Source organism: Kingella pumchi, from assembly GCF_022288825.1.
In the GTDB taxonomy this organism is placed as follows: Bacteria; Pseudomonadota; Gammaproteobacteria; order Burkholderiales; family Neisseriaceae; genus Kingella_D; species Kingella_D pumchi.
The window spans coordinates 1-20655 of sequence record NZ_JAKOOW010000078.1; the positions used below are offsets into that span (position 1 = coordinate 1).

At 59.1% G+C, this 20655-nt stretch carries 16 protein-coding genes and 2 tRNA genes; 6 read left to right on the forward strand and 12 right to left on the reverse strand.

All coding sequences use genetic code 11. The features are described 5' to 3' along the window. Positions 1-144: 144 nt before the first annotated feature. Positions 145-297, reverse strand: coding sequence for a hypothetical protein (locus tag MB824_RS11285; RefSeq protein WP_238748637.1), 153 nt, complete (start codon positions 295-297; stop codon positions 145-147). A 414-nt stretch (positions 298-711) separates the two neighbouring features. Between MB824_RS11285 and MB824_RS11290 the strand changes: the two genes are divergently transcribed. Next, a complete protein-coding gene (locus MB824_RS11290; RefSeq protein ID WP_238748638.1) occupies positions 712-1062 on the forward strand; it encodes a DUF485 domain-containing protein in 351 nt (116 codons plus the stop codon). Then, complete coding sequence (locus MB824_RS11295; RefSeq protein WP_238748639.1) at positions 1059-2741, forward strand: cation acetate symporter; 1683 nt, start codon at positions 1059-1061, stop codon at positions 2739-2741. The genes MB824_RS11290 and MB824_RS11295 overlap by 4 nt, the downstream gene beginning before the upstream one ends. A gap of 415 nt (positions 2742-3156) precedes the next feature. On the opposite strand, the gene MB824_RS11300 is transcribed toward MB824_RS11295, so the two are convergent. Continuing rightward, positions 3157-4548 carry a 3'-5' exonuclease gene (locus tag MB824_RS11300; protein WP_238748640.1) on the reverse strand — a complete coding sequence of 464 codons (1392 nt, stop codon included), beginning with the start codon at positions 4546-4548 and terminating at the stop codon, positions 3157-3159. A 185-nt stretch (positions 4549-4733) separates the two neighbouring features. Between MB824_RS11300 and MB824_RS11305 the strand changes: the two genes are divergently transcribed. The 4 genes from MB824_RS11305 to MB824_RS11320 all read left to right on the forward strand — a co-directional run bounded on the left by MB824_RS11305 (position 4734) and on the right by MB824_RS11320 (position 6633). Further along, positions 4734-4810: transfer RNA gene (locus tag MB824_RS11305), tRNA-Arg, on the forward strand. Between the two features lie 11 nt (positions 4811-4821). After that, positions 4822-4896, forward strand: a tRNA-Glu gene (locus MB824_RS11310). Positions 4897-5303: 407 nt separating this feature from the next. Then, positions 5304-5909 (forward strand): hypothetical protein, encoded by a 606-nt coding sequence (locus tag MB824_RS11315; protein ID WP_238748641.1) that lies wholly within the window; start codon positions 5304-5306, stop codon positions 5907-5909. Positions 5910-5982: 73 nt separating this feature from the next. Further along, entirely contained in the window at positions 5983-6633 is a 651-nt protein-coding gene (locus tag MB824_RS11320; RefSeq protein ID WP_238748642.1) for an HAD family hydrolase, read from the forward strand. 83 nt (positions 6634-6716) lie between these two features. On the opposite strand, the gene carB is transcribed toward MB824_RS11320, so the two are convergent. From carB to zwf, 10 genes are all read right to left on the reverse strand, one after another. Beyond that, positions 6717-9926, reverse strand: a complete 3210-nt coding sequence (carB, locus tag MB824_RS11325; protein ID WP_238748643.1) for a carbamoyl-phosphate synthase large subunit — start codon at positions 9924-9926, stop codon at positions 6717-6719. A 17-nt stretch (positions 9927-9943) separates the two neighbouring features. Further along, positions 9944-10915 carry a hypothetical protein gene (locus tag MB824_RS11330; RefSeq protein WP_238748644.1) on the reverse strand — a complete coding sequence of 324 codons (972 nt, stop codon included), beginning with the start codon at positions 10913-10915 and terminating at the stop codon, positions 9944-9946. A gap of 602 nt (positions 10916-11517) precedes the next feature. After that, on the reverse strand, positions 11518-12048 hold the full coding sequence (locus MB824_RS11335) for an REP-associated tyrosine transposase (protein ID WP_238748645.1): 531 nt from the start codon (positions 12046-12048) through the stop codon (positions 11518-11520). Positions 12049-12215: 167 nt separating this feature from the next. After that, positions 12216-13343: a glutamine-hydrolyzing carbamoyl-phosphate synthase small subunit gene (carA, locus tag MB824_RS11340; protein WP_238748646.1), complete on the reverse strand. Its 1128-nt coding sequence runs from the start codon at positions 13341-13343 to the stop codon at positions 12216-12218. 251 nt (positions 13344-13594) lie between these two features. Continuing rightward, entirely contained in the window at positions 13595-15262 is a 1668-nt protein-coding gene (gene pgi, locus MB824_RS11345; protein WP_238748647.1) for a glucose-6-phosphate isomerase, read from the reverse strand. Between the two features lie 104 nt (positions 15263-15366). Continuing rightward, entirely contained in the window at positions 15367-16215 is an 849-nt protein-coding gene (locus MB824_RS11350; protein WP_238748648.1) for a MurR/RpiR family transcriptional regulator, read from the reverse strand. A gap of 338 nt (positions 16216-16553) precedes the next feature. After that, complete coding sequence (gene nudE / locus MB824_RS11355; RefSeq protein WP_238748649.1) at positions 16554-17114, reverse strand: ADP compounds hydrolase NudE; 561 nt, start codon at positions 17112-17114, stop codon at positions 16554-16556. Between the two features lie 40 nt (positions 17115-17154). Then, positions 17155-18135, reverse strand: coding sequence for a glucokinase (locus tag MB824_RS11360; protein WP_238748650.1), 981 nt, complete (start codon positions 18133-18135; stop codon positions 17155-17157). After that, entirely contained in the window at positions 18116-18814 is a 699-nt protein-coding gene (gene pgl, locus MB824_RS11365; RefSeq protein WP_238748651.1) for a 6-phosphogluconolactonase, read from the reverse strand. Before pgl ends, MB824_RS11360 begins: the two co-directional genes overlap by 20 nt. 232 nt (positions 18815-19046) lie before the next feature. Beyond that, the gene (gene zwf, locus MB824_RS11370; protein WP_238748652.1) at positions 19047-20468 is read right to left on the reverse strand and encodes a glucose-6-phosphate dehydrogenase; all 1422 of its coding nucleotides are present in this window, start codon (positions 20466-20468) and stop codon (positions 19047-19049) included. Between the last annotated feature and the right edge of the window lie 187 nt (positions 20469-20655).

The following is a 20655-nucleotide window of genomic DNA, read 5'->3' on the forward strand; positions in this document are numbered from 1 at the left end:
TTTTTCCTTGCATTCGGCCATTTTTTACTCAAAAAACCGCTTCGCAAGCCGAATGTCAACACGCCCTAGTTTGAGGCAGCCTGAAAACCGGTGGCAGGGTTTCAGGCTGCTTTTGTTTTGCGGGGGAGGTCTGAAACGGTTTTTTCAGACGCCTTTGCGGCTTTCAGGCTGCTTTTCGTTTTTTAACATAATGCAGGGCGGCGGGTAAAGCAGTTTGCTTTTGGATGGGAAGCGGTGGCTGAGCGGGCGGGCGGAGATGTTTTTCAGGCTGCTTTTTTGGGAGTGGATGGACGGCAAAAAGCAGCCTGAAAAAACAGAAGCCGTCTGAACCCGAAATCAGGTTTTCAGAGAGCCGCGAACACGCAAAGGCAGCCTGAAAAATGTTTCAGGCTGCCTGCGCTGTTGGTTTTGCTTTGCGTTTTTTAACAAAAAACAAAACCGGCGCAGCAGTAGTTATCTGTAAAAAAACTTTGTTAAATCAAATTTGAATGCGGCGGTTATTTGCGGCGCGGATATGCGGTATCAGAAAAAAAAATTAGCCTGGGGCGCTCGGGCTTGTTTATAAATTGCTGCAAGGTTGGGGCGCGGGCCGTTGCAGACGGTTCGCAGGCAGCCTGAAAGGTTTTCAGGCTGTCTGTGTTTTCAGGCTGCAGCTCTTTCGCTTCCCCGGCCGACAATGATCCGAAAAACGATGAGAAGAGGAGCAAACCGATGAGTAAAGCGCAAACTCGAAACCATGCTGCGGAAAAAGCGCGGGCGGCCAGGGTGCTGGCGCATCCGGCTTTCCGTTCGATGGCGCGGCAGAAAGCCTGGTTGGGCTGGAGTTTTTCCGCGATTGTGTTCGCGGTGTATGTGGCCTATATCTGGGTAATCGGCACGTCGCCGCAAACGCTGGCGGCGAAGGTGAATCCGGGGGAGGTGACGACCTGGGGCATTTGGGTCGGGATGTTTGTGATTGTGTTTTCTTTCCTGATTACGCTGGTTTATGTGTGGCTGGCCAACGGCAAATTTGAGGAGATGACGCAAAAAGCGGTGCGCGAAACACAAGAAGGAGAAAAATGATGGGAAAACATAAGTTTCTGTTTGCCGCGTGGGCGGCGGGTTTTTCAGGCTGCCTGTGGGCGGATGCGTTTAGCGGCGAGGTGGAGAAACAGGCGACCAACTGGACGGCTGTGGTGATGTTCTTCATCTTCGTGGGCGCCACGCTGTGGATTACCAAATGGGCGGCGAAGAAAAACCGTTCCACCCAGGATTTCTACACCGCCGGCGGCGGTATCACCGGCTTTCAAAACGGGCTGGCGATTGCGGGGGATTTTATGTCGGCCGCGTCGTTTCTCGGCATTTCGGCGATGGTGTTCACCACCGGTTACGACGGCCTGATTTATTCGACGGGCTTTCTGGTCGGCTGGCCGCTGGTGCTGTTTCTGGTGGCGGAGCGGCTGCGCAATCTGGGGCAGTTTACCTTTGCCGATGTGGCGGCCTACCGCCTGAAACAGACGCCGGTGCGCCTGTTTGCCGCTTCGGGTTCGCTGCTGGTGGTGATGCTGTATCTCATCGCGCAGGTGGTGGGCGCGGGCAAGCTGATCCAGCTTTTGTTCGGCATGGACTATATTTGGGCGGTGCTGATTGTCGGTGCGCTGATGGTGGCCTATGTGCTGTTCGGCGGTATGCTGGCGACGACTTGGGTGCAGATGATTAAAGCCGTGTTGCTGTTGGGCGGCGCAACGTTTATGTCGTTTATGGTGCTGTATGTCAGCGGTTTCAGCATGGAAACGATGTTCCAAAAAGCCGTCGATACCCATACGCTCGGCGAGGCGATTTTGGCGCCCGGCGGCTTGGTGAAAAATCCGGTGGACGCGCTCTCGCTCGGCCTGGCGCTGATGTTCGGCACCGCCGGCCTGCCGCATATCCTGATGCGTTTCTTCACCGTGCCCGACGCCCGCGAAGCGCGCAAATCGGTAGTCGTCGCCACCGGCTTTATCGGCTATTTCTACCTGCTCACCTTTATCATCGGTTTTGGCGCGATTATTTTCCTGACCAATAATCCCGAGTTTTTCAAAGCCGTAGTCAAAGACGGCAAAACCGTGTACGAAATGATCGGCGGCACCAACATGGCGGCGGTTCACCTGTCGGCAGCCGTCGGCGGCAACCTGCTGTTGGGCTTTATCTCCGCCGTAGCCTTCGCCACCATTTTGGCGGTGGTGGCCGGACTGACCCTGTCGGGCGCATCGGCGGTGAGTCACGATATTTACTCTTCGGTAATCCGCAAAGGCAAAGCCCTGCCGAAAGAAGAAATGCGCGTCTCCCGCGCCGCCACTTTGGGTTTGGGCGTGTTGGCCATCATCTTCGGCATTGCCTTTGAAAACCAAAACGTCGCCTTTATGGTCGGTCTCGCCTTTGCCGTTGCCGCGTCTGCCAACTTCCCCGTGCTAATGCTGAGCATGTTCTGGAAAGGGCTGACCACGCGCGGCGCCGTTGCCGGCGGCTTCGCGGGACTGATCGGCGCGCTGGTGCTTATCGTGCTCGGCCCCACCGTGTGGGTGAGCGTGCTGCACAACGACAGCCCCATCTTCCCCTACGGCAACCCCGCGCTGTTCACCATCCCGCTGGCCTTTGTTGTGGCGTGGATAGTGTCGGTGCTCGACAAGTCCGAACAGGCGGCGCAGGACAAAGCCGGTTTCGACGCCCAGTATGTGCGCTCGATGACGGGCATTGGCGCGGCGGAGGCGTCGGATCATTAGACTCGACGGCAACCGGTTTTCAGGCTGCCTTTGCCAAACACCAATAGCAAAAGCGGCCTGAAAACGGCAAAAACCAAACAGGCAGCCTTTTTCAGGCTGCCTGATGATTTGGGTTTCGGCATCGCTCGCCAAACCAGCCAAAAAACCGCAAGCGCCATTATCCGCTGAAGCTGCCTGTTCAAACGCTTTCAGGCTGCTTTCACTAAAGCTAAAGGCAGCCTGAAAACTTCAGCGGCGTTTTTTTCAGGCTGCCTGAGTGTTTGGCAAAAGCAGCCTGAAAATAGTGGGAATCAAACAGGCAGCCTGAAAAGGCCGCCTGTTTTAGTGCTGATGGAGAGACGAAACCGTGCGCCGGCATTTGCTGCTTGTTTTTCCAAACGTGCCATCAGGCAGCCTGAAAACGGAATCAGTGCTTTCAGGCTGCCTGATCGTTATCGCTCTCGATTTCAAGGTGCGGGCCGCGCTGTTTGAAGGCTTCCTGAAAAGCCGCCAACAGCGCGGCGTCGGTGTACCAGCGGCCGTTATCGGTGAGCAGGGCGCCGCTGTCGCAAACCATAACGGCGCTGCGGCCGGAAACGGGATCAGTTTCGCGGATGCGCAAGCGGCCGGCGGCCGGCCAGATGCCGCGCGGCAGGGCGGGCAGCGCCCGGCGCGCGCTGCGCTCGTGTAAATCAAAGTCTTGCCGCGCGCAGGCAGGGCTGCAGCCGCCGGCCAGCGCGGCGGGACACGGTGCGCCCGCCGGCAGGGTGTGGGGCAGGATGCCGAGCAGGGTCGGGCACAAACCGCTGTCCTGCGCCCATTGCTGCAGGCTGCGTTTAGCGGCTTTCGGATGTTTGAACACGCCCGTCGGCGCATGCTCGCGCCAGCCTGAAAGCAGCGGGCGCACACGGGCTTTCAGGCTGCCTGCGGGGGCGCCGGCAAACCATTCGATGCTGTGGCAGCCGGTATTTTCTTCGGGTGGCGGCAGCCGGTGTTCGGCCAATAGCGCAATGCGCAGGGCGTGGCTGTGCAGGCTGCCGGCGGCGGGCAGAAACTGCAGCCGCGCGACGGCATCCGGCTGGCGGTGCAGCAGCCGCACGGTTTCGCGAAAAGCCTGACGGTGGCTGTGCACGGCGCCAACGGCACCGTCGTGCCCGTACCAAACCGATACGCCATAGCCGTCGCCAAACGCGGACAAATCGTCGCGCAGCGCAGTGGAAATACCCGCCGGCAGCCGCTGCGGATTGAGCAGGCTCTCGGCGGTGTTTTGCCAGCGCTCGGCACCGTGCTCGGCCAGCGCGGCCTGCAGATACTGCGCCAGCGCTTCCACATCGGCCAGCGCCCGATGGCGGCCGCGCACGTTGATTTGGTGTCGTTCGATAATGCTGTCGAGACTGTGCTTGCGCTGCTGCGGATAGAGTTTGCGCGAAAGCTGGACGCTGCACAGCGCCGGCGCGCCAAAGGCAAAACCGTGGCGGCGGCATTCCTGCTGCAGCATGGTGTAGTCGAAACGGCTGTTGTGCGCGATCAGCAGGCTGCCGCGCAGTTGCGGCAGAATCTGCGGCAGGCATTGGGAGAGCGTCGGCGCGCCGGCAACGGTGTCGTCGCTGATGCCGGTGAGTTCGGCAACAAAGCGGCTGATGGGAATCTGCGGATTGACCAGTTGTTCGACGGCGCTCACCGCACCGTTTTCAAAACGCAAAAAAGCGATTTCGGTAATGCGGTCGCGCTCGAGATGGCCGCCGGTGGTTTCCAAATCAAGAATGGCCACCGGCTGTCCGAAGGCGGCGAGCTGTTCGGCCAGCGGCTGTAAATATCGGTAGGGCATGGGATGGGTGCCGCGCGGGCGGCGGAAAATTTTTCGGCAGGGGTGCGGCGGGATTTTTTCTTGTTTTCAACAGGGAAACCGGAAAAGCCGCTGGAAATGGGGCGCGGATTATAAAGTTTTTTAAAAATTTTCGGCAATAATGCTTGACGCAAAACGGTGCCGTTACTATAATCCGAATCTTTGCTGCACCCGTAGCTCAGTTGGATAGAGTATCTGGCTACGAACCAGAGGGTCGGGCGTTCGAATCGCTCCGGGTGCGCCAAAAACCATTCCGCGCCCATCGTCTAGCGGTTAGGACATCGCCCTTTCACGGCGGTAACCGGGGTTCGATTCCCCGTGGGCGTGCCAGTTTAGAGAAAAAGCCTGCAAGCGATTGCAGGCTTTTTCGTATTGTGTCGAAGCAATCGGGCGGGCGGTTTGCAGATGCCGCTGCCGCTGCCGCAGTTCCCAAGCCGGCAACAGGCGTTTTACCCTTTGCGCGCCAAGTTTTCAGGCTGCCTGCCGCACGTCCCGCAGGCAGCCTGAAAATATATGCCGCCGAACGGGCTGCTTGCGGCAGCCGCGAAAGTCTGATCAGCCTGCCTATTACCCGCCATCGGCGCGCGCAATGAGCAATCAGGACATTGCGGTTAAAGCAAACCCGCCTGGCTCTTTTCAGGCTGCCTTTGCAGCGCGGCGGCTTTTAGTATAATCCGCGCTTTTTCAGGCAGCCTGAAAGCTGCTGCCAAACCACAAAACCACAGAAAGAAACGAATATGACCGTCAAACCACGCTTCACTCTCTTTGCCGCCGCGCTGCTGCTGGCAGCCTGCGGCGAACCGGCTGCGCAAAATGCCGCTTCGGCGGCGCCTAGCGCATCATCCGCCGCTTCCGCTCCCGCCGTTGATACCGCCGCATCATCTGCCGCTTCGGCGTCGGCACCGTTTTCGCTGGCGATGAAAACCGATTTGGAGCAGATTTGGTCGGTGCTGCAGCCCGGTTTTAGCGAGCAGGCGGCCAAGGAAGTGGAATGGTCGCGCCGCATTGATGCGGCGAAAACAACGGCGCAAGTCCAAGCGGTTGCCGAAGAGAGGCTGGCGTTGAACGACAAACAATGGCGCGCGCTGCAGGATTTGAAGCTGGTCGATTCCACCGCGCAGTCGCTGCGCGACCGGCTGGTGCTCGAAGGGCGCAAGAGCAGCGAAGCCTATCAGGCCGAGCTGGCCGTTGCCCGTGAGAAAAGCGGTGGCGTGTTGAGCGAAGAGCAGTTTGCCAAACTAACTGCCGGCGAACGCGAACGCCAGGTGGAAATATCGCAAACGCTCACCGAACTGCTGAAGCTGTCCAAACAGGCCGGCATCAAAAACGAGCTGGTGCAATAGCGCCGCCGCCCGTATTTTCAGGCTGCCTGCCGCCCGCAAGGCAGCCTGAAAAACCATTCGCAAGGAGACGCCCATGAATATCCGCGCCGTATTGTTCGATCTCGACGGCACGCTGGCCGATACCGCGCCCGACTTGGGTGCGGCGCTCAACAGCCTGCTGCGCGCGCTGGGGCAGCCTGAAAAAGCGCTGGCCGACATCCGTCCCCACTCCAGCCACGGTGCCGCCGCGCTGCTCGCTTTCGGCATGGGCATCACGCCCGAGCATCCCGACTATCCCGGGCTGCGCCGCCGCTATCTGGACGAATACCAAGCCTGCAACGGCGAAGCGAGTGTTTTGTTTGACGGCATTCCCGAATTGTTGGAAGAGATCGACGGCCGCAATCTGGTTTGGGGCATCGTAACCAACAAGCCCGAAGCCCTTGCCCGAGAGCTGGCCGACGCGCTGCCGCTGCCGGTGCTACCTGCGGTGCTGGTCGGCGGCGACACCTGCGCCCAAGCCAAGCCTTCGCCGCAGCCGCTGCACCACGCCTGCGCCGCCATTGGCATTCCCGCCGCGCACTGCCTGTATATTGGTGACGCCGAACGCGACATGCAGGCCGCCAAAAACGCCGGTATGGTGGCGGTGCTGGCCGAATGGGGCTATATCGGCGCCGACGATTGCATAGCAGACTGGCCGGCCGATTACACCGTCCGCCACCCCGCCGACATCGTCCGCCTGCTGTAAGCCGTGCAAACAAGGCAGCCTGAAAACGCAATCTTCCGTTTTCAGGCTGCTTTTTGCTTTACAGACGGCGTTTTCAGGCTGCCTTATTTCTTCAACCTGCCATGCAGTTCCTGCACGCTGTACACGCCCATGTTGTTCAGGCTTTTGGCGCCTTCGCTCATGGCTTCGCCGCCGGCGACGGTGGTGTATTGCGGCACGCGCTGGGTGAGGGCGCTGCGGCGGATGCTGTGGCTGTCGGCGATTTCCTGCGGGTTGCTGGCGGTGGTGTTCACCACTAGGGCAATTTCGCCGTTTTTAATCGCATCGACAATGTGCGGGCGGCCTTCGGGGACTTTGTTCACGGTTTGCACCACCACGCCGTGCGCGGTGAGATAAGCCGCCGTGCCGCGTGTGGCGCACACGCCGTAGCCTAAGGTTTGGAAGTTTTTGGCCGTCTGAACAATCAGCGGCTTGTCTTCTTCGCGCACGGAAAGGAAGATTTTGCCGGTGGCGGGCATGCGTTCGCCTGCGCCGAGCTGGGCTTTGAGATAGGCTTCGGAGAAGGTTTCGCCCACGCCCATCACTTCGCCGGTGGAGCGCATTTCGGGGCCGAGAATGGTGTCCACACCGGGGAATTTGATGAAGGGGAACACGGCTTCTTTCACGGCATAGAAATCGGGGATGATTTCGTGTTCTACGCCTTGCTCTTTCAGGGCGATGCCTGCCATCGCGCGCGCGCCGATTTTGGCAAGCGGCTGGCCGGTGGCTTTGGAGACAAACGGCACGGTACGCGAAGCGCGCGGGTTCACTTCCAACACAAACACCACGCCGTCCTGCACGGCAAACTGTACGTTCATCAGGCCGACCACATTCAGCGCATACGCCATCGCTTTGGTTTGGCGGCGGATTTCGTCTTGGATTTCTTCGCTGAGCGAGTAGGGCGGCAGCGAGCAGCCGGAGTCGCCGGAGTGGATGCCTGCCTGTTCGACGTGCTGCATGATGCCGCCGATAACGACGTCTTTGCCGTCTGAAACGCAGTCTACATCGACTTCAATCGCGTTGTTCAGGAAGAAATCGAGCAACACGGGGCTGTCTTCGGATACTTGCACGGCTTCGCGCATGTATTTTTGCAGCTCTTCGGCGGAGTGGACGACCTGCATGGCGCGGCCGCCGAGGACGTAAGACGGGCGCACGACCAGCGGATAGCCGATTTCTTCGGCTTTGACGAGCGCTTCTTCTTCGTTGTGGGCGATGCGGTTGGGCGGTTGGCGCAGGCCTAAGTCGTTCAACACTTTTTGGAAGCGTTCGCGGTCTTCGGCGGCGTCGATGCTGTCGGCGGACGTGCCGATGATGTTCACACCGTTTTCAACCAGCGCGTTGGCAAGTTTCAGCGGGGTTTGGCCGCCGTAATGCACAATCACGCCCCACGGATTTTCGGTGCGGACGATTTCCAATACGTCTTCCAGCGTCAGCGGCTCGAAATACAGGCGGTCGCTGGTGTCGAAGTCGGTGGACACGGTTTCGGGGTTGCAGTTCACCATGATGGTTTCAAAGCCCGATTCGCGCAGGGCGAGCGCGGCGTGAACGCAGCAGTAGTCAAATTCGATGCCCTGACCGATGCGGTTCGGGCCGCCGCCGAGAATCATCACTTTTTTACGGTCGGAAGGACGCGCTTCGCATTCCTCTTCGTAAGTGGAATAGAGGTAGGCGGTTTCGGTGGCGAACTCGGCGGCGCAGGTATCGACGCGTTTATAGACGGGATGCAGGTTCAGCGCGTAGCGGTGTTCGCGCACTTCTTTTTCTTTTACGCCCAAAAGCTGCGCGATGCGTTTGTCGGAAAAGCCTTTGCGTTTCAGACGACGTAAGGCGGCGAAATCCAAATCTTGCAGGCAGCCTGCACTTACCTGCTGCTCTTCTTTCACCAAGTCTTCGATTTGCGCCAAGAACCAAGGGTCGATGGCGCAGATTTCGTGGATTTCTTCCAGCGTGAAGCCCGCGCGGAACGCGTCTGCCACAAAGAGCATACGCTCAGGGCCGGGGTTCGCCAGTTCGCGGCGGATTTCGGCTTTGTCTTCGCTGCGCGGATTGAAGCCGCACAAGCCTGTTTCCAAGCCGCGCAGGGCTTTTTGGAAGCTTTCCTGAATCGTGCGGCCCATCGCCATCACTTCGCCCACCGATTTCATCTGCGTGGTCAGGCGGTCGTCTGCGGCGGGGAATTTTTCAAACGCAAAACGCGGGATTTTGGTCACGACATAGTCGATGGAAGGCTCGAACGACGCGGGCGTGCGGCCGCCGGTGATGTCGTTGCGCAACTCGTCCAGCGTAAAGCCGACCGCCAGCTTCGCCGCCACCTTCGCAATCGGGAAGCCCGTCGCTTTGGAAGCTAGCGCGGACGAACGGCTCACGCGTGGGTTCATCTCAATCACAATCATCTCGCCGTTTTCAGGGTTCACCGCAAACTGCACGTTCGAGCCGCCCGTGTCCACGCCGATTTCGCGCAATACCGCCAACGAAGCGTTGCGCATGATTTGGTATTCCTTGTCCGTCAGCGTTTGCGCCGGCGCAACCGTAATCGAGTCGCCCGTATGCACGCCCATCGGGTCGAAGTTTTCAATCGAACAGATGATGATGCAGTTGTCCGCCTTGTCGCGCACCACCTCCATCTCGTACTCTTTCCAGCCGAGAACGGACTGCTCAATCAGCAGCTCATGCGTGGGCGACGCATCGAAACCGCGTTCGCAAATCGCCAAGAACTCGTCTTTATTGTAGGCAATACCGCCGCCCGAACCGCCCATCGTGAAAGACGGACGAATCAGCGTCGGAAAGCCGACCTGTTCCTGCGCCGCCAAGGCTTCGTTCATCGTGTGGCAGACAAAAGATTTCGGGCAGGAGAGGCCGATTTTCTCCATCGCCTCCTTAAAGCGGCCGCGGTCTTCCGCCTTGTCGATCGCATCTTCCGTCGCGCCGATCAGCTCGACATTATATTTCGCCAGCACGCCGTTGCGCGCCAAATCCAGCGCACAGTTCAGCGCGGTCTGGCCGCCCATCGTGGGCAGAATCGCATCGGGCCGCTCCTTGGCGATAATCTTCTCCACCGTCTGCCACATAATCGGCTCGATGTAGGTAACATCCGCCATTTCAGGGTCGGTCATGATGGTGGCGGGGTTGGAATTCACCAGAATGACTTTATAGCCTTCTTCACGCAAAGCCTTACAGGCCTGTGCGCCCGAATAGTCAAATTCGCAGGCCTGACCGATAACGATAGGGCCGGCGCCGATGATAAGGATGGATTTTAGGTCGGTACGTTTGGGCATGGGTGGGTCTTTCTTAGTTAAATATTCTTTAAATTATCAACATAGTCATTATAATTTAAATTATTTATGAATTTTTTCTCAATTTCATTAATTAGGCTATGAATATCAACTTCTTTTACTCTTATATCATTTATTTCTTTTATCTTTTTTGTTGATCCTTTGGTAATAATCCAGATTTGCTTGTCAGAATTTTTACTAAGACTAATTTCTTTACCATTTACAGTTAAACTTGTTTGCTCCAATTTTGCAGCATAATTATGTATCTGCTCTCTTTTGTAGTCTTCATAATTTGATGACAAAGTACAATCATAGATTACTTCTAGATTCTTTATTTTAAATAAACCATCAAACATTCCCGCTTGATTCTGTTGTGGAATTGGATATATCTCCGTAACAAGCATTTTTAGTATTATATTTGTATAGTCTTCGAAGATATAAGGATCTGTAATTAGATTAGCATTTTCTCTTATACTAGAAATAATAGTTTCTATAGCTTCAGAAATAGAATTAACTACTTGCCTTTGTAAATTATCTGATACAGCCTGTTTGGCTTCTACCATGGCTGGTTTGTTATTTATTACATTTATTTTATTCGCAAAATCTCCGTTCGGTTCAAATTGAACGTCCATGCCTTCTTTTAATTGTTCAAACTTAATATTGAGCAATTCTTTTTCAGCAAAGACAAAATCTTTTTTTGCATTTTGATTTATTTTAGAAATAAACCCAGTTCGCTTTTCGGCATCTAACTTTTTAATTTTAGAAGAAATTACAGATCTTTCAGGTTTAAGAATTTCTATTTTATTTGCAAAATTCCCGTTTGGTTCAAATTGAACTTCCACACCTTCTTTAAGTTGTTCAAATGTAATATTGAGTAATTCTTTCTCTACAAAGAAAAAATCGTTTTCCGCATTGTTATCCAGTTTTTTAATATATCCATTGCGTTTATCCGTATTCAAAAATTTGATTACAGAAATTTTCTTACTGTCCATGACAATCTCCTAGTTTATATAGCAAACGTAGCAAGCCGTAGCCCGCATGTAGGGTGTGCGCGGTACGCGCACACGCGTTCTCCATTTTCCCTGCAACCCCAACCCACCGCGTGCGTGCCTTGCGGCACACACCCTACCGATGGGTTCAAAGGTTGTCTGAAAAAACGCTCGCAGCGTTTGTTCCATCTGCCTTGCGATAAAGGCTACCTGAAAAATTTCCACTGTTGATTTTTTGGGCATTCTTTTTCAGACGACCTGTAACGCTTAAATTCGCCGCAACCTGCTCCCTCCCCCGTGGGGGAGGGCTGGGGAGAGGGCATTCTCCAAATTGCGGCAATCTTTCCCACCACCCTAACTGCCCAATACAAGCCTTGCGGCTTGTTGCCCTCTCTCTAACTCTCTCCCACGGGGAGAGAGCAAGCGTAGGTTGGGTCGCGATCCAACAAAAAATCGGTCAAATCATCTGCTTTGTGTTGGGTTTTCAACCCAACCTACCGCGAGGTGTTTGGCCGTTGCTTGAGGCCGTCTGAAACTGTAGGTTGGGTCGAGACCCAACAAGAAACCGTTAAATTATCTATCTCATGTTGGGTTTACAACCCAAGCTACCAAGGTTCGCCAAAACTGCTGTCTTCCATATCGCCGCCCGCCCAATCTGCGGGCAGTATGCCCTGCCGCACATAACGGTGAAACGAGGAATACGGCCAATCTGCCACGTAGGTAACGTATCCGTGTTTGACGGGGTTGATATGGATGTAGTCGATATGGGCGTTTAAATCTTCTTGGCTGCGGATTTGGTGTTCCCAATAACGCCGCTGCCAAATGCCGCGCTCGTTTTTATGTCTGCGCGACGGGGAAACGGTTTCAGTTTTCGGTAGTGCCTGCGAAAACTTGGCTTTAATCAGGCGCAGGCGCATCGAGTAGTTTTGGTCGTGTTCGGGTAATTTGACCAGTAGGTGCAGATGGTCAGGCAATACGCACACGGCGGTGATTTCAAACGGATGCCGCGCTCTGACTTCGGCAAACGCCTGCCGCAGGATGCCGATATGGCGCACCAGCAAATCTTGTTTTCTGTCTTGCAGGGCAAGTGTGAAAAAATAGCTGCCGCCCGGGGTAAATGCGCGGCGGTATTGCATGGCCTGCTCCCGTTTATGTTTTCGTTTGGGTTTAACAAGGTAGTAAGTTTGTGCGTTTGATGTTGGGTTTACAACCCAACCTACCCTACTTGCCTCCCCAATTTCAAACTACTTTTTCAGGCAGCCTGAAAGTCTTCTACGTTTTCAGGCTGCCTGTTTTAGCGGTTTTACGCTTTGGCCGCTGCCATATTGGCGATAAATTTGTCGAAGAGATAGCCGACATCGTGCGGGCCGGGGCTGGCTTCGGGGTGGCCTTGGAAGGTGAAGGCGGGGCGGTCGGTCAGTTCGATGCCTTGCAAGGAGCCGTCAAACAGCGAGCGGTGGGTAACGCGGGCGTTGGCGGGCAGGGTGTCGGCGTCCACTTCAAAGCCGTGGTTTTGGCTGGTAATCATCACGCGGCCGCTATCCAAATCCTGCACGGGGTGGTTGGCGCCGTGGTGGCCGAAGGGCATTTTGCGGGTTTTACTGCCGAGCGCGAGTCCCAAAAGCTGGTGGCCGAGGCAGATGCCGAAAAAGGGTTTTCGGCTGTCGAGCACTTGGCGCAGGGCGGTAATGGCGTAGTCGCAGGGTTCGGGGTCGCCCGGGCCGTTGGAGAAGAAGATGCCGTCGGGATTGTGGGCAAGGGCTTCGGCGGCGGGGGTTTGCGCGGGGACGACGGTTAGGCGGCAGCCGCGCTCGGCAAGCATGCGTAGGATGTTGGTTTTGATGCCGAAGTCGTACACGACAACGTGATAGCGGCTTTCAGGCTGCCTGAAACCGGCACCGAGCTGCCATACGCCTTCGGTCCATTGGTAAGGCGCGCCGACGGTAACTTCTTTGGCCAGGTCTTTGCCGACCATGCTGCCGAAGGCGGCGATCAGTTCGCGGGCTTTGTCTTCGGTGGCGTCGCTGCCGGTGAGAATGGCGCCGGCCTGGGCGCCTTTGTCGCGCAGGATGCGGGTGAGACGGCGGGTGTCGATGTCGGCGATGGCGACGGTTTGGGTGCGGATTAGGTATTCCTGCAGGCTCTCTTGGGCGCGGAAGCTGCTGTGCAAGAGCGGCAGATCGCGGATAACCAGGCCGGCGGCATATACTTCGCGGCCTTCGGTGTCTTCGCCGTTGGCGCCGGTGTTGCCGATGTGCGGGTAGGTCAGGGTAACGATCTGCCTGCTGTAGGATGGGTCGGTAAGGATTTCCTGATAGCCGGTCATCGAGGTGTTGAACACGACTTCGCCGGAGGTCGAACCCGGATGGCCGACAGAGATGCCGCGAAAGATGCTGCCGTCGGCAAGAACGAGAATGGCGGGGGTGGACATGGGTGGCTCCTGTGATGGGTCGGAAGGCGCGGTCGGCCTGCAAGAATGGGTGTGTGTTTCGCTGTGAAGGCAGCCTGAAAAGCTTTCAGGCTGCCTGAAGTGTTCTGGAAACCTGTTCAAAAAAAAGCACGCGCACAACTGCTAAGCGGCTGTGTGACGTGCTTCTGTACGCGGCGGATTCCCTGCCGCAGAAAGCAGCGCATTCTACGTCAAAACCTGCCTGCTTTCAAGTTGGCGGCGGGCGGGCGCGGCTATTCGAACAGGGCGCAGGTGCCGTCTTCGGCGCAGTTGGTGCGGCGGTAAAGGCGGATCAGGCGGGTCGTGGACGAGTCGTGTTCGGCCGGCTCGATGGCGCCGGTGAGCTCGCCGAGTATGGTTTTGGCCAGCTGCTTGCCCAGTTCCACCCCCCATTGGTCGAAACTGTTGATGCCCCAAACCACGCCCTGCACGAAGACTTTGTGTTCGTAAAGCGCGATCAGGCTGCCCATATTGCGCGGGTCGATGCGGTCGGTCAGGATGATGTTGCTGGGGCGGTTGCCGTCGAACACTTTGTGCGGCAGCAGCTCGGCGATTTCGTTTTCAGGCTGCCCCTGCGCTTGGAGTTCGGCGCGCACTTGGGCGGCGGTTTTGCCCTGCATCAGCGCTTCGGCTTGGGCGAATACGTTGGAGAGCAGGATTTCGTGGTGGCCGGGCAGGTTGCTGCGTTTTTCCAAGCTGGCAATCAGATCGACCGGCACCAGCTGGGTGCCCTGGTGCAGCATTTGGAAAAAAGCGTGCTGGCCGTTGATGCCCGACTCGCCCCACAGCACGGGGCCGGTGCCGGCGCGCACGCGGCCGCCGTCGAGCCGCACCTGTTTACCATTGGATTCCATATCGAGCTGGCGTAGGAATTTGGGCAGCAGGTGCAGGTGGTAGTCGTAAGGGGCGACCACGCAGCTGCCGCTGCGGTAAAAGTCGATATACCAGATGCCCAGCAGCGCCAGCACCACCGGCATATTCTGCGCCAGCGGCGCGGTGGCGAAATGGCGGTCCATCAGGTGGGCGCCTTCGAGCATGTCGATAAAGTTTTCTTCGCCCAGATACAGCATGATCGGCAGGCCGATGGCCGACCACAGGCTGTAGCGGCCGCCTACCCAGTCCCAAAACTCAAACATATGCGCCGGATCGATGCCAAATTCCGCCACCGCCTGACGGTTGGTGGAAACGGCAACGAAATGGCGGGCGATGTCCGCTTCGCCGGCTTCGCGCAGAAACCAGGCGCGGGCGGTGCGGGCGTTGGTGATGGTTTCCTGGGTGGTAAAGGTTTTCGACGCGATCACAAACAGCGTGGTTTCGGGGCGCACCTTATCGAGCACGTCGCGCAGCTGGGCGCCGTCCACGGTGGAAACAAAGTGCATGTTCAGCCGCGGCGAGCCGTAGGGCGCGAGCGCCGAACACATCATCAGCGGCCCCAAATCCGAGCCGCCGATGCCGATATTGACCACGTCGGTAATCATCTGGCGGGTATAGCCCAGCCATTGGCCGCTGCGCACCGCGCGGGCGAAATCGCCCATCTGCGAAAGCACTGCGCGCACTTTGGGCATCACGTCTTCGCCGTCCACCACCACCGGCGCGTCCGACAGATTGCGCAGCGCGGTGTGCAGCGCGGCACGGTGTTCGCTGCGGTTGATTTTTTCGCCGGCAAACATCGCGGCGATTTTTTCCGGCAGACGGCATTCTTCGGCCAGCGCCACCAAATCGTTCATCACGCGGTCGGTGATGCGGTTTTTCGAGTAGTCCAGCCGGATGCCGCCGGCTTCCAGCCAGTAGCGCTCGGCGCGGCCGGGGTCCTGGCGGAACAAATCGCGCATATGCAGGTGGCGGGTGGCTTCAAAGTCTTGCTGCAGCCGCTGCCAGGCGGGCAGGTCGATAGGGTACATAGTCGGCTCCAAACGGGTTTTACCCTTAGGGGCAATGGAAAAACGGCATAAGGCTTTTCAGGCTGCCTTTGCCCTGTGCCGGCAGGCAGCCTGAAAAGCCGTTTTCATTCTTCGGCGGCACCGGCGCGGTGCGCCTCCACGCTGCGCTTGCCTTTGGCCAGGCTGCTGCTGGCGGCCTCGCCCAGCCGCAGCGCCAGCGAAATCACCAGAATGTCGATTACCGCCAGATGCAAAAGGCGCGACACCATCGGCGTGTACAGCCGGCCGTCTTCGCGCGAAGGCACCGCCAGCAGGCAGTCGGCCTGTTCGGCCAGCGGGCTGCCCGGGCGGGTCAGGCCGATAATTACGCAGCCGTTGTTTTTGGCGATTTCCACCGCTTCGAGCACCTCGCGCGACAGGCCGGAATTGGACACCGCCACCAGCACGTCCTGCGGGCTGAGCACCGACGCGGCCATCAGCTGGATATGGCTGTCCACATAGGCGACGGTGGAAATGCCGAAGCGGAAAAACTTGTGCTGCGCATCCTGCGCGACAATGCCGGAATTGCCGACGCCGTAAAACTCCACCCGCCGCGCCGCCGCCAGCAGCGACACCGCGCGCTCCACTTCAGCGTCGTCCAGGCTGCCGCGCAAGCCGAGCATGGCGGCGGCGGTGTTGGACAGCACTTTTTCGCGCACGGCGGCAACGTTGTCGTCGATGTTCAGCTCTTCATGCACATAGGGCAGGCCGTTGTGGCTGGTGGCGGCCGACAGTGCGAGCTTGAACTGCGGCAGGCCGTCGTAACCCAGGCTGCGGCAAAAGCGGATCACCGTGGGCTGGCTCACTTGGGCGCGGGCGGCGATTTCCGCCACCGGCGACTGCACAAACCATTTGGGCTCGGCCAGCACATATTCGCCGACTTTGCGTTCGGCTTTGGAAAGGGTGTCGAGTTGGCGGCTGATGGTGGCAAGCATGGGAAACTCCGTATCGTGGCGGTAGCGGGCGGCTTTCAGGCAGCCTGAAAGGCAAAAAACGGGCGGCGCGGTTTTTCAGGCTGCTTTTGGGCTATGGAGCGCGGCGGGTGCGGCAAAACGCGGATGCCGCATTGCGGCGCGTGTTTCGGTGCGCGGGGCGCACCCTATGGCGCTTTGGCGAAACGGGCACATCGGTGCGAAACGGACGGCGGGCAGGGTTTCGCATTTTCAGGCTGCTTTGGTGTTTCGGCTGTAGGGTGCGCCCCGTGCACCGCAAACCGGCGCTGCCTGATTCCTTTCGCCCTATCCCGAATCTGCAAAAAGCAGCCTGAAAACATTTAGCGCTTGGCGAGCAGGCGTTGCAGCAGAAACAGCGCGGCCAGCGTGCGCGAATCGCCGGTGGCGGGGTTGTCGAGAATTTCGTCTAGGCGCGACAGCGGCAGCGGGTGCAGGATTAGCGGTTCGGGTTCGTCGCCTTCCAGTTGCGACGGGTACAGGTCTTCGGCCAGGAAAACGTGCATCGGGCTGTACATGTGGCTGGGCGAAGAATACAGCACGCGCAGCGGTTTCAGGCTGCGGGCGGCCATGCCGATTTCTTCCTGCAATTCGCGATTGGCGGCCTGCTCGGGCGTTTCGCCCTCGTCTATCAGGCCTTTGGGCAGCGTCAGCTCGTAGCGCTCGGTGCCGACGGCGTATTCGCGGATCATCATCAGGCTGCCTTCGTGCAGCGCCAGCACCATCACCGCCGGCCGGCGCGCGGGGGTCAGCCGCTCGTAGGTGCGCTCGGTGCCGTTGGCAAAACGCAGATCAACCGCCTGCACTTGGAAAATGCGGGTTTGGGCGGCGGTGCGTACCGCCAGGATTTCGGGTTTGCCGCGTTCGCTGTCGAAAGCCGCCATACGATGTCCTCTCTTCGATGGCAGGCAGCCTGAAAGGTTTTCAGGCTGCCTGCAGATGGTTGTCCAGCGCCACCGCCGCGCCGCTGATGCCGGGGTGTTTGCTCAGCACCACATATACCGGAATCGCCGCCAGATAGGCGTCGAAGCGGCCTTTGCTCTCGAAGCGGTTGCGAAAGGGCGACTGGCGGAAGTAGTCGATAAAGCGCGGAACGATGCCGCCGCACAGGTACACGCCGCCGCGCGCGCCTAAAGTGAGCGCCAGATTGGACGACACGGTGCCGAGCATGGCGCAGAAAATGTCGAGCGTCAGCCGGCACAGCGGCGACGAGCCGCTTAGGGCGCGTTCGCTGATTTCGGCGGCGGTCAGATCCTGCCGGCGCGCGCCTTCGCGCTCGGCCAGCGCTTCGTAAATCAGCACCAGTCCAGCGCCGCTGAGAAAGCGCTCGGCGGAAACGTGGCCGTAGCGCTGTTTGGCATACTGCCAGACTGCCATTTCCGCATCGTCGAAAGGCGGAAAGCTGGTGTGGCCGCCTTCGCCGGCCAGCGGCACATAGCCGGCGGGCGACGGAATCAGCCCGCTCACGCCCAAGCCGGTGCCCGGGCCGATAACCGCCTTGGGCGCGCCTTCCACCGGCGCCAGCCCGCCCACCTGCAGCAACTCTTCGCTGGGTGTGCGGGTAATGGCCAGCGCCTGCGCGGTGAAATCGTTGAGAAACAGCAGGGTTTCCAGATGCAGCGCCTGGCGGGTGGTTTCGATGGAAAACGCCCAATGGTGGTTGGTCATCTGCACCCAATCGCCGACGATTGGGTTGGCAATCGCCACCGCGGCGTGGCGCACGGCGGAAATATCGTGGCGGCGCAGAAATTCTTTCACCGCATCGACCAGCGTGTTGTAGTCGTTGCAGGCGAGCACTTCGACGAATTTGAACTGCTGCGGCGCGATTTCCAGCGCGAAGCGGGCGTTGGTGCCGCCGATATCGGCCACCAGCCGCGGATAGGTGTCAGGGGTGGGTGATGACATGGCAGTCTGCCTTTGCGGAATGAAGGACGAAGCTGACCGGCAGTTCGGGATCGACGCCCTGCTCGGCCTGCTGCAGCACGCGCAGCTTGTCGCCGCCGCCCAGCGCCAGATAGCAGTGCGGCGTGCGCTCGATGGCCGCCAGCGTCAGCGTGATGCGCTCGTGCGGCGCGGTTTGAGGGCTGGTAACGGCCAGCGGCTGCGGATTATCGGCGGCCAGCGCTTGCGCCAGCTGCGGCGCCTGCGGAAACAGGCTGGCGGTGTGGCCGTCGCCGCCCATGCCCAGCACCAGCACATCGGGCTGTTTGAACTGCGACAGCGCGAAAGCCAGCGCCTGCTCGTGGTTTTTCAGGCTGCCCTCGTCGGCATTATCGGCCACCAGCGGCAGCCATTGCGCGGCGGCGGCGCGGTTTTGCCGCAGATGGTGGCGCACCAGTGCGGTATTGCTGTCGGTGTGATCGGTCGGCACCAGCCGCTCGTCCACCAGCGTCAGAGCAACGCGCGCCCAGTCGAGATCGGTGCGGCTGAGTATTTCAAAAAACGCCACTGGCGATTTGCCGCCGGATACCGCCAGCACGGCCTGCGGCGATTCCGCCAGCACGCGGCGCAAATCGGCGGCCACGGCATCGGCCAGCGTTTGCGCCGCTGCTTGGGCGTCGGCGGTTTCGGTGATACGGAACATGGGATTTTCTCCGGCAGGCTGCGGCAGGCAGCCTGAAAAAGCGATACGGCAGGGCAGACAGTCTTTCAGGCTGCCTGTCGCGAATGGGGAGCGGATGACCGCGGCAGGCAGCCTGAAACGTAAAAGCAAGCGCCATGCGTTTGGTGCTTGGGCTGTAGGGCAGGGCGTTTTTCAGGCAGCCTGAAAACGCTGCGGGCAGCCTGAAAGCCGCCGCGCGTTTGGAACAGACGTTTCAGGCTGCTTCCGACCAGCGGTTGCCGTCGCGCGCGGGCAGCTCGTCGGCGGCCTGCGGCCCCCAGCTGCCGGCGGGATAGTCGTAAAGCGGCACGCTGTCAGCCGCCCAGTTTTGCAGCAGCGGCTCGAGCCACGCCCACACGGTTTCGGCTTCGTCGCGGCGGACAAACAATTCCTGCCGGCCGGCAATCACTTCGCGCAGCAGCAGCTCGTAAGCGTCGGCACGGCGGCCGGCGGCAGCCTGCGCCAGATCGAGCGTCATCTCGGCGGCGGTGGTTTTGCTGCTGCCGGGCGCTTTCACCTGCAGCGACAGCGACACGGTTTCCTGCGGCTGCAGGCTGATCAGCAGGCGGTTGGCGCTGCCGCCGAAAGCGCCGGCTGCCGCTTTGAAGTTGAGCACGATGCGGGCGCTGCGCTCGGCCATGCGCTTGCCGGTACGCAGGTAAAACGGCACGCCCGCCCAGCGCGGGTTGTCGATTTCCAGCCGCAGCGCGGCAAAGGTTTCGGTGCGGCTCTCGGGCGGGACTTTGGACTCTTGGCGGTAGCCTTTCAGGCTGCCTTGCGCGGCGTATTGGCCGCGGACGCTGCCGGCGGCGGCATCGTCGCGGCTCATCGGTTTGAGCGACTGCAACAAGGCGAGTTTGGCGGCGTGGATGCCTTGGGCATCGGCGGCTGCCGGCGCTTCCATCGCGGTGTAGCACAGCATCTGCATGATGTGGTTTTGCAGCATGTCGCGCAGGGCGCCGGCGCCGTCATAAAAGCCGCCGCGCTCTTCCACGCCCAGCGTTTCGGCGGCGGTGATTTCCACCGAGCGCACATAATCGCGGTTCCACAAAGGCTCGAACACCGTATTGCCAAAACGCAGCGGCAGCAGGTTTTGCAAGCTTTCTTTGCCTAAATAATGGTCGATGCGGTAAATCTGGTTTTCGCCGAAATGGCGGCCGACGGCTTCGCTGATGGCGCGGGCGGACGAAAGGTCGGTGCCCAGCGGTTTTTCCAGCACGATGCGCACCTGTGGCGTATTGAGTCCGACCGCGGCCAGATTGGCGCAGGCGTCGGCGAAAAATTCGGGCGCGGTGGAAAGATAGACGACAACGCTTGCCGCCTGCCGCCGCTGCACGGTTTGCGCCAGCGCGTCGAAGTCGGCACGGCGGGTGATGTCGAGCCTGAGATAGACGATGCGGCGGGTGAATGCCGCCCATTGCGCTTCATCAAACGCGGTTTTGATGTGGATTTTGGCTTCGGCGTCCGTTTTGGCGACAAAGCCTGCGGTATCCAGATCGCTGCGCCCCAGCGCGATAATCCGCCCGTCGGGATGCAGCTCGCCCGCGGCGTGCGCCTGATAGAGTGCGGGCAGCAGTTTGCGCATCGACAAATCGCCGGTGGCGCCGAATAAAACCATATCGAAATCGGGCGGCATAACAATCCTTTGAAACCGTTTCAGGCTGCCTGAAATGCGCGGCACTCTGGCGGCGCGGCGGCGGGGAAAACGCGCCGCAACAGGCGGCGCGGTACACGGACGGCGGCAAAATGCTACACGCGCCGGCAGGGTTTGTCCATGCGCGGGCAGCCTGAAAAGACTGCGGGCGGGTTCTACTATATAATTG

Coding starts and splice junctions, on each gene's coding strand:
- MB824_RS11315 (WP_238748641.1), top strand. CDS start 5,304: ATGACCGTCAAACCACGCTTCACTCTCTTTGCCGCCGCGCTGCTGCTG.
- MB824_RS11290 (WP_238748638.1), top strand. CDS start 712: ATGAGTAAAGCGCAAACTCGAAACCATGCTGCGGAAAAAGCGCGGGCG.
- MB824_RS11350 (WP_238748648.1), bottom strand. CDS start 16,215: ATGCTTGCCACCATCAGCCGCCAACTCGACACCCTTTCCAAAGCCGAA.
- pgi (WP_238748647.1), bottom strand. CDS start 15,262: ATGTACCCTATCGACCTGCCCGCCTGGCAGCGGCTGCAGCAAGACTTT.
- carB (WP_238748643.1), bottom strand. CDS start 9,926: ATGCCCAAACGTACCGACCTAAAATCCATCCTTATCATCGGCGCCGGC.
- MB824_RS11320 (WP_238748642.1), top strand. CDS start 5,983: ATGAATATCCGCGCCGTATTGTTCGATCTCGACGGCACGCTGGCCGAT.
- pgl (WP_238748651.1), bottom strand. CDS start 18,814: ATGTTCCGTATCACCGAAACCGCCGACGCCCAAGCAGCGGCGCAAACG.
- carA (WP_238748646.1), bottom strand. CDS start 13,343: ATGTCCACCCCCGCCATTCTCGTTCTTGCCGACGGCAGCATCTTTCGC.
- zwf (WP_238748652.1), bottom strand. CDS start 20,468: ATGCCGCCCGATTTCGATATGGTTTTATTCGGCGCCACCGGCGATTTG.
- MB824_RS11360 (WP_238748650.1), bottom strand. CDS start 18,135: ATGTCATCACCCACCCCTGACACCTATCCGCGGCTGGTGGCCGATATC.
- MB824_RS11335 (WP_238748645.1), bottom strand. CDS start 12,048: ATGCAATACCGCCGCGCATTTACCCCGGGCGGCAGCTATTTTTTCACA.
- MB824_RS11295 (WP_238748639.1), top strand. CDS start 1,059: ATGATGGGAAAACATAAGTTTCTGTTTGCCGCGTGGGCGGCGGGTTTT.
- MB824_RS11330 (WP_238748644.1), bottom strand. CDS start 10,915: ATGGACAGTAAGAAAATTTCTGTAATCAAATTTTTGAATACGGATAAA.
- nudE (WP_238748649.1), bottom strand. CDS start 17,114: ATGGCGGCTTTCGACAGCGAACGCGGCAAACCCGAAATCCTGGCGGTA.
- MB824_RS11300 (WP_238748640.1), bottom strand. CDS start 4,548: ATGCCCTACCGATATTTACAGCCGCTGGCCGAACAGCTCGCCGCCTTC.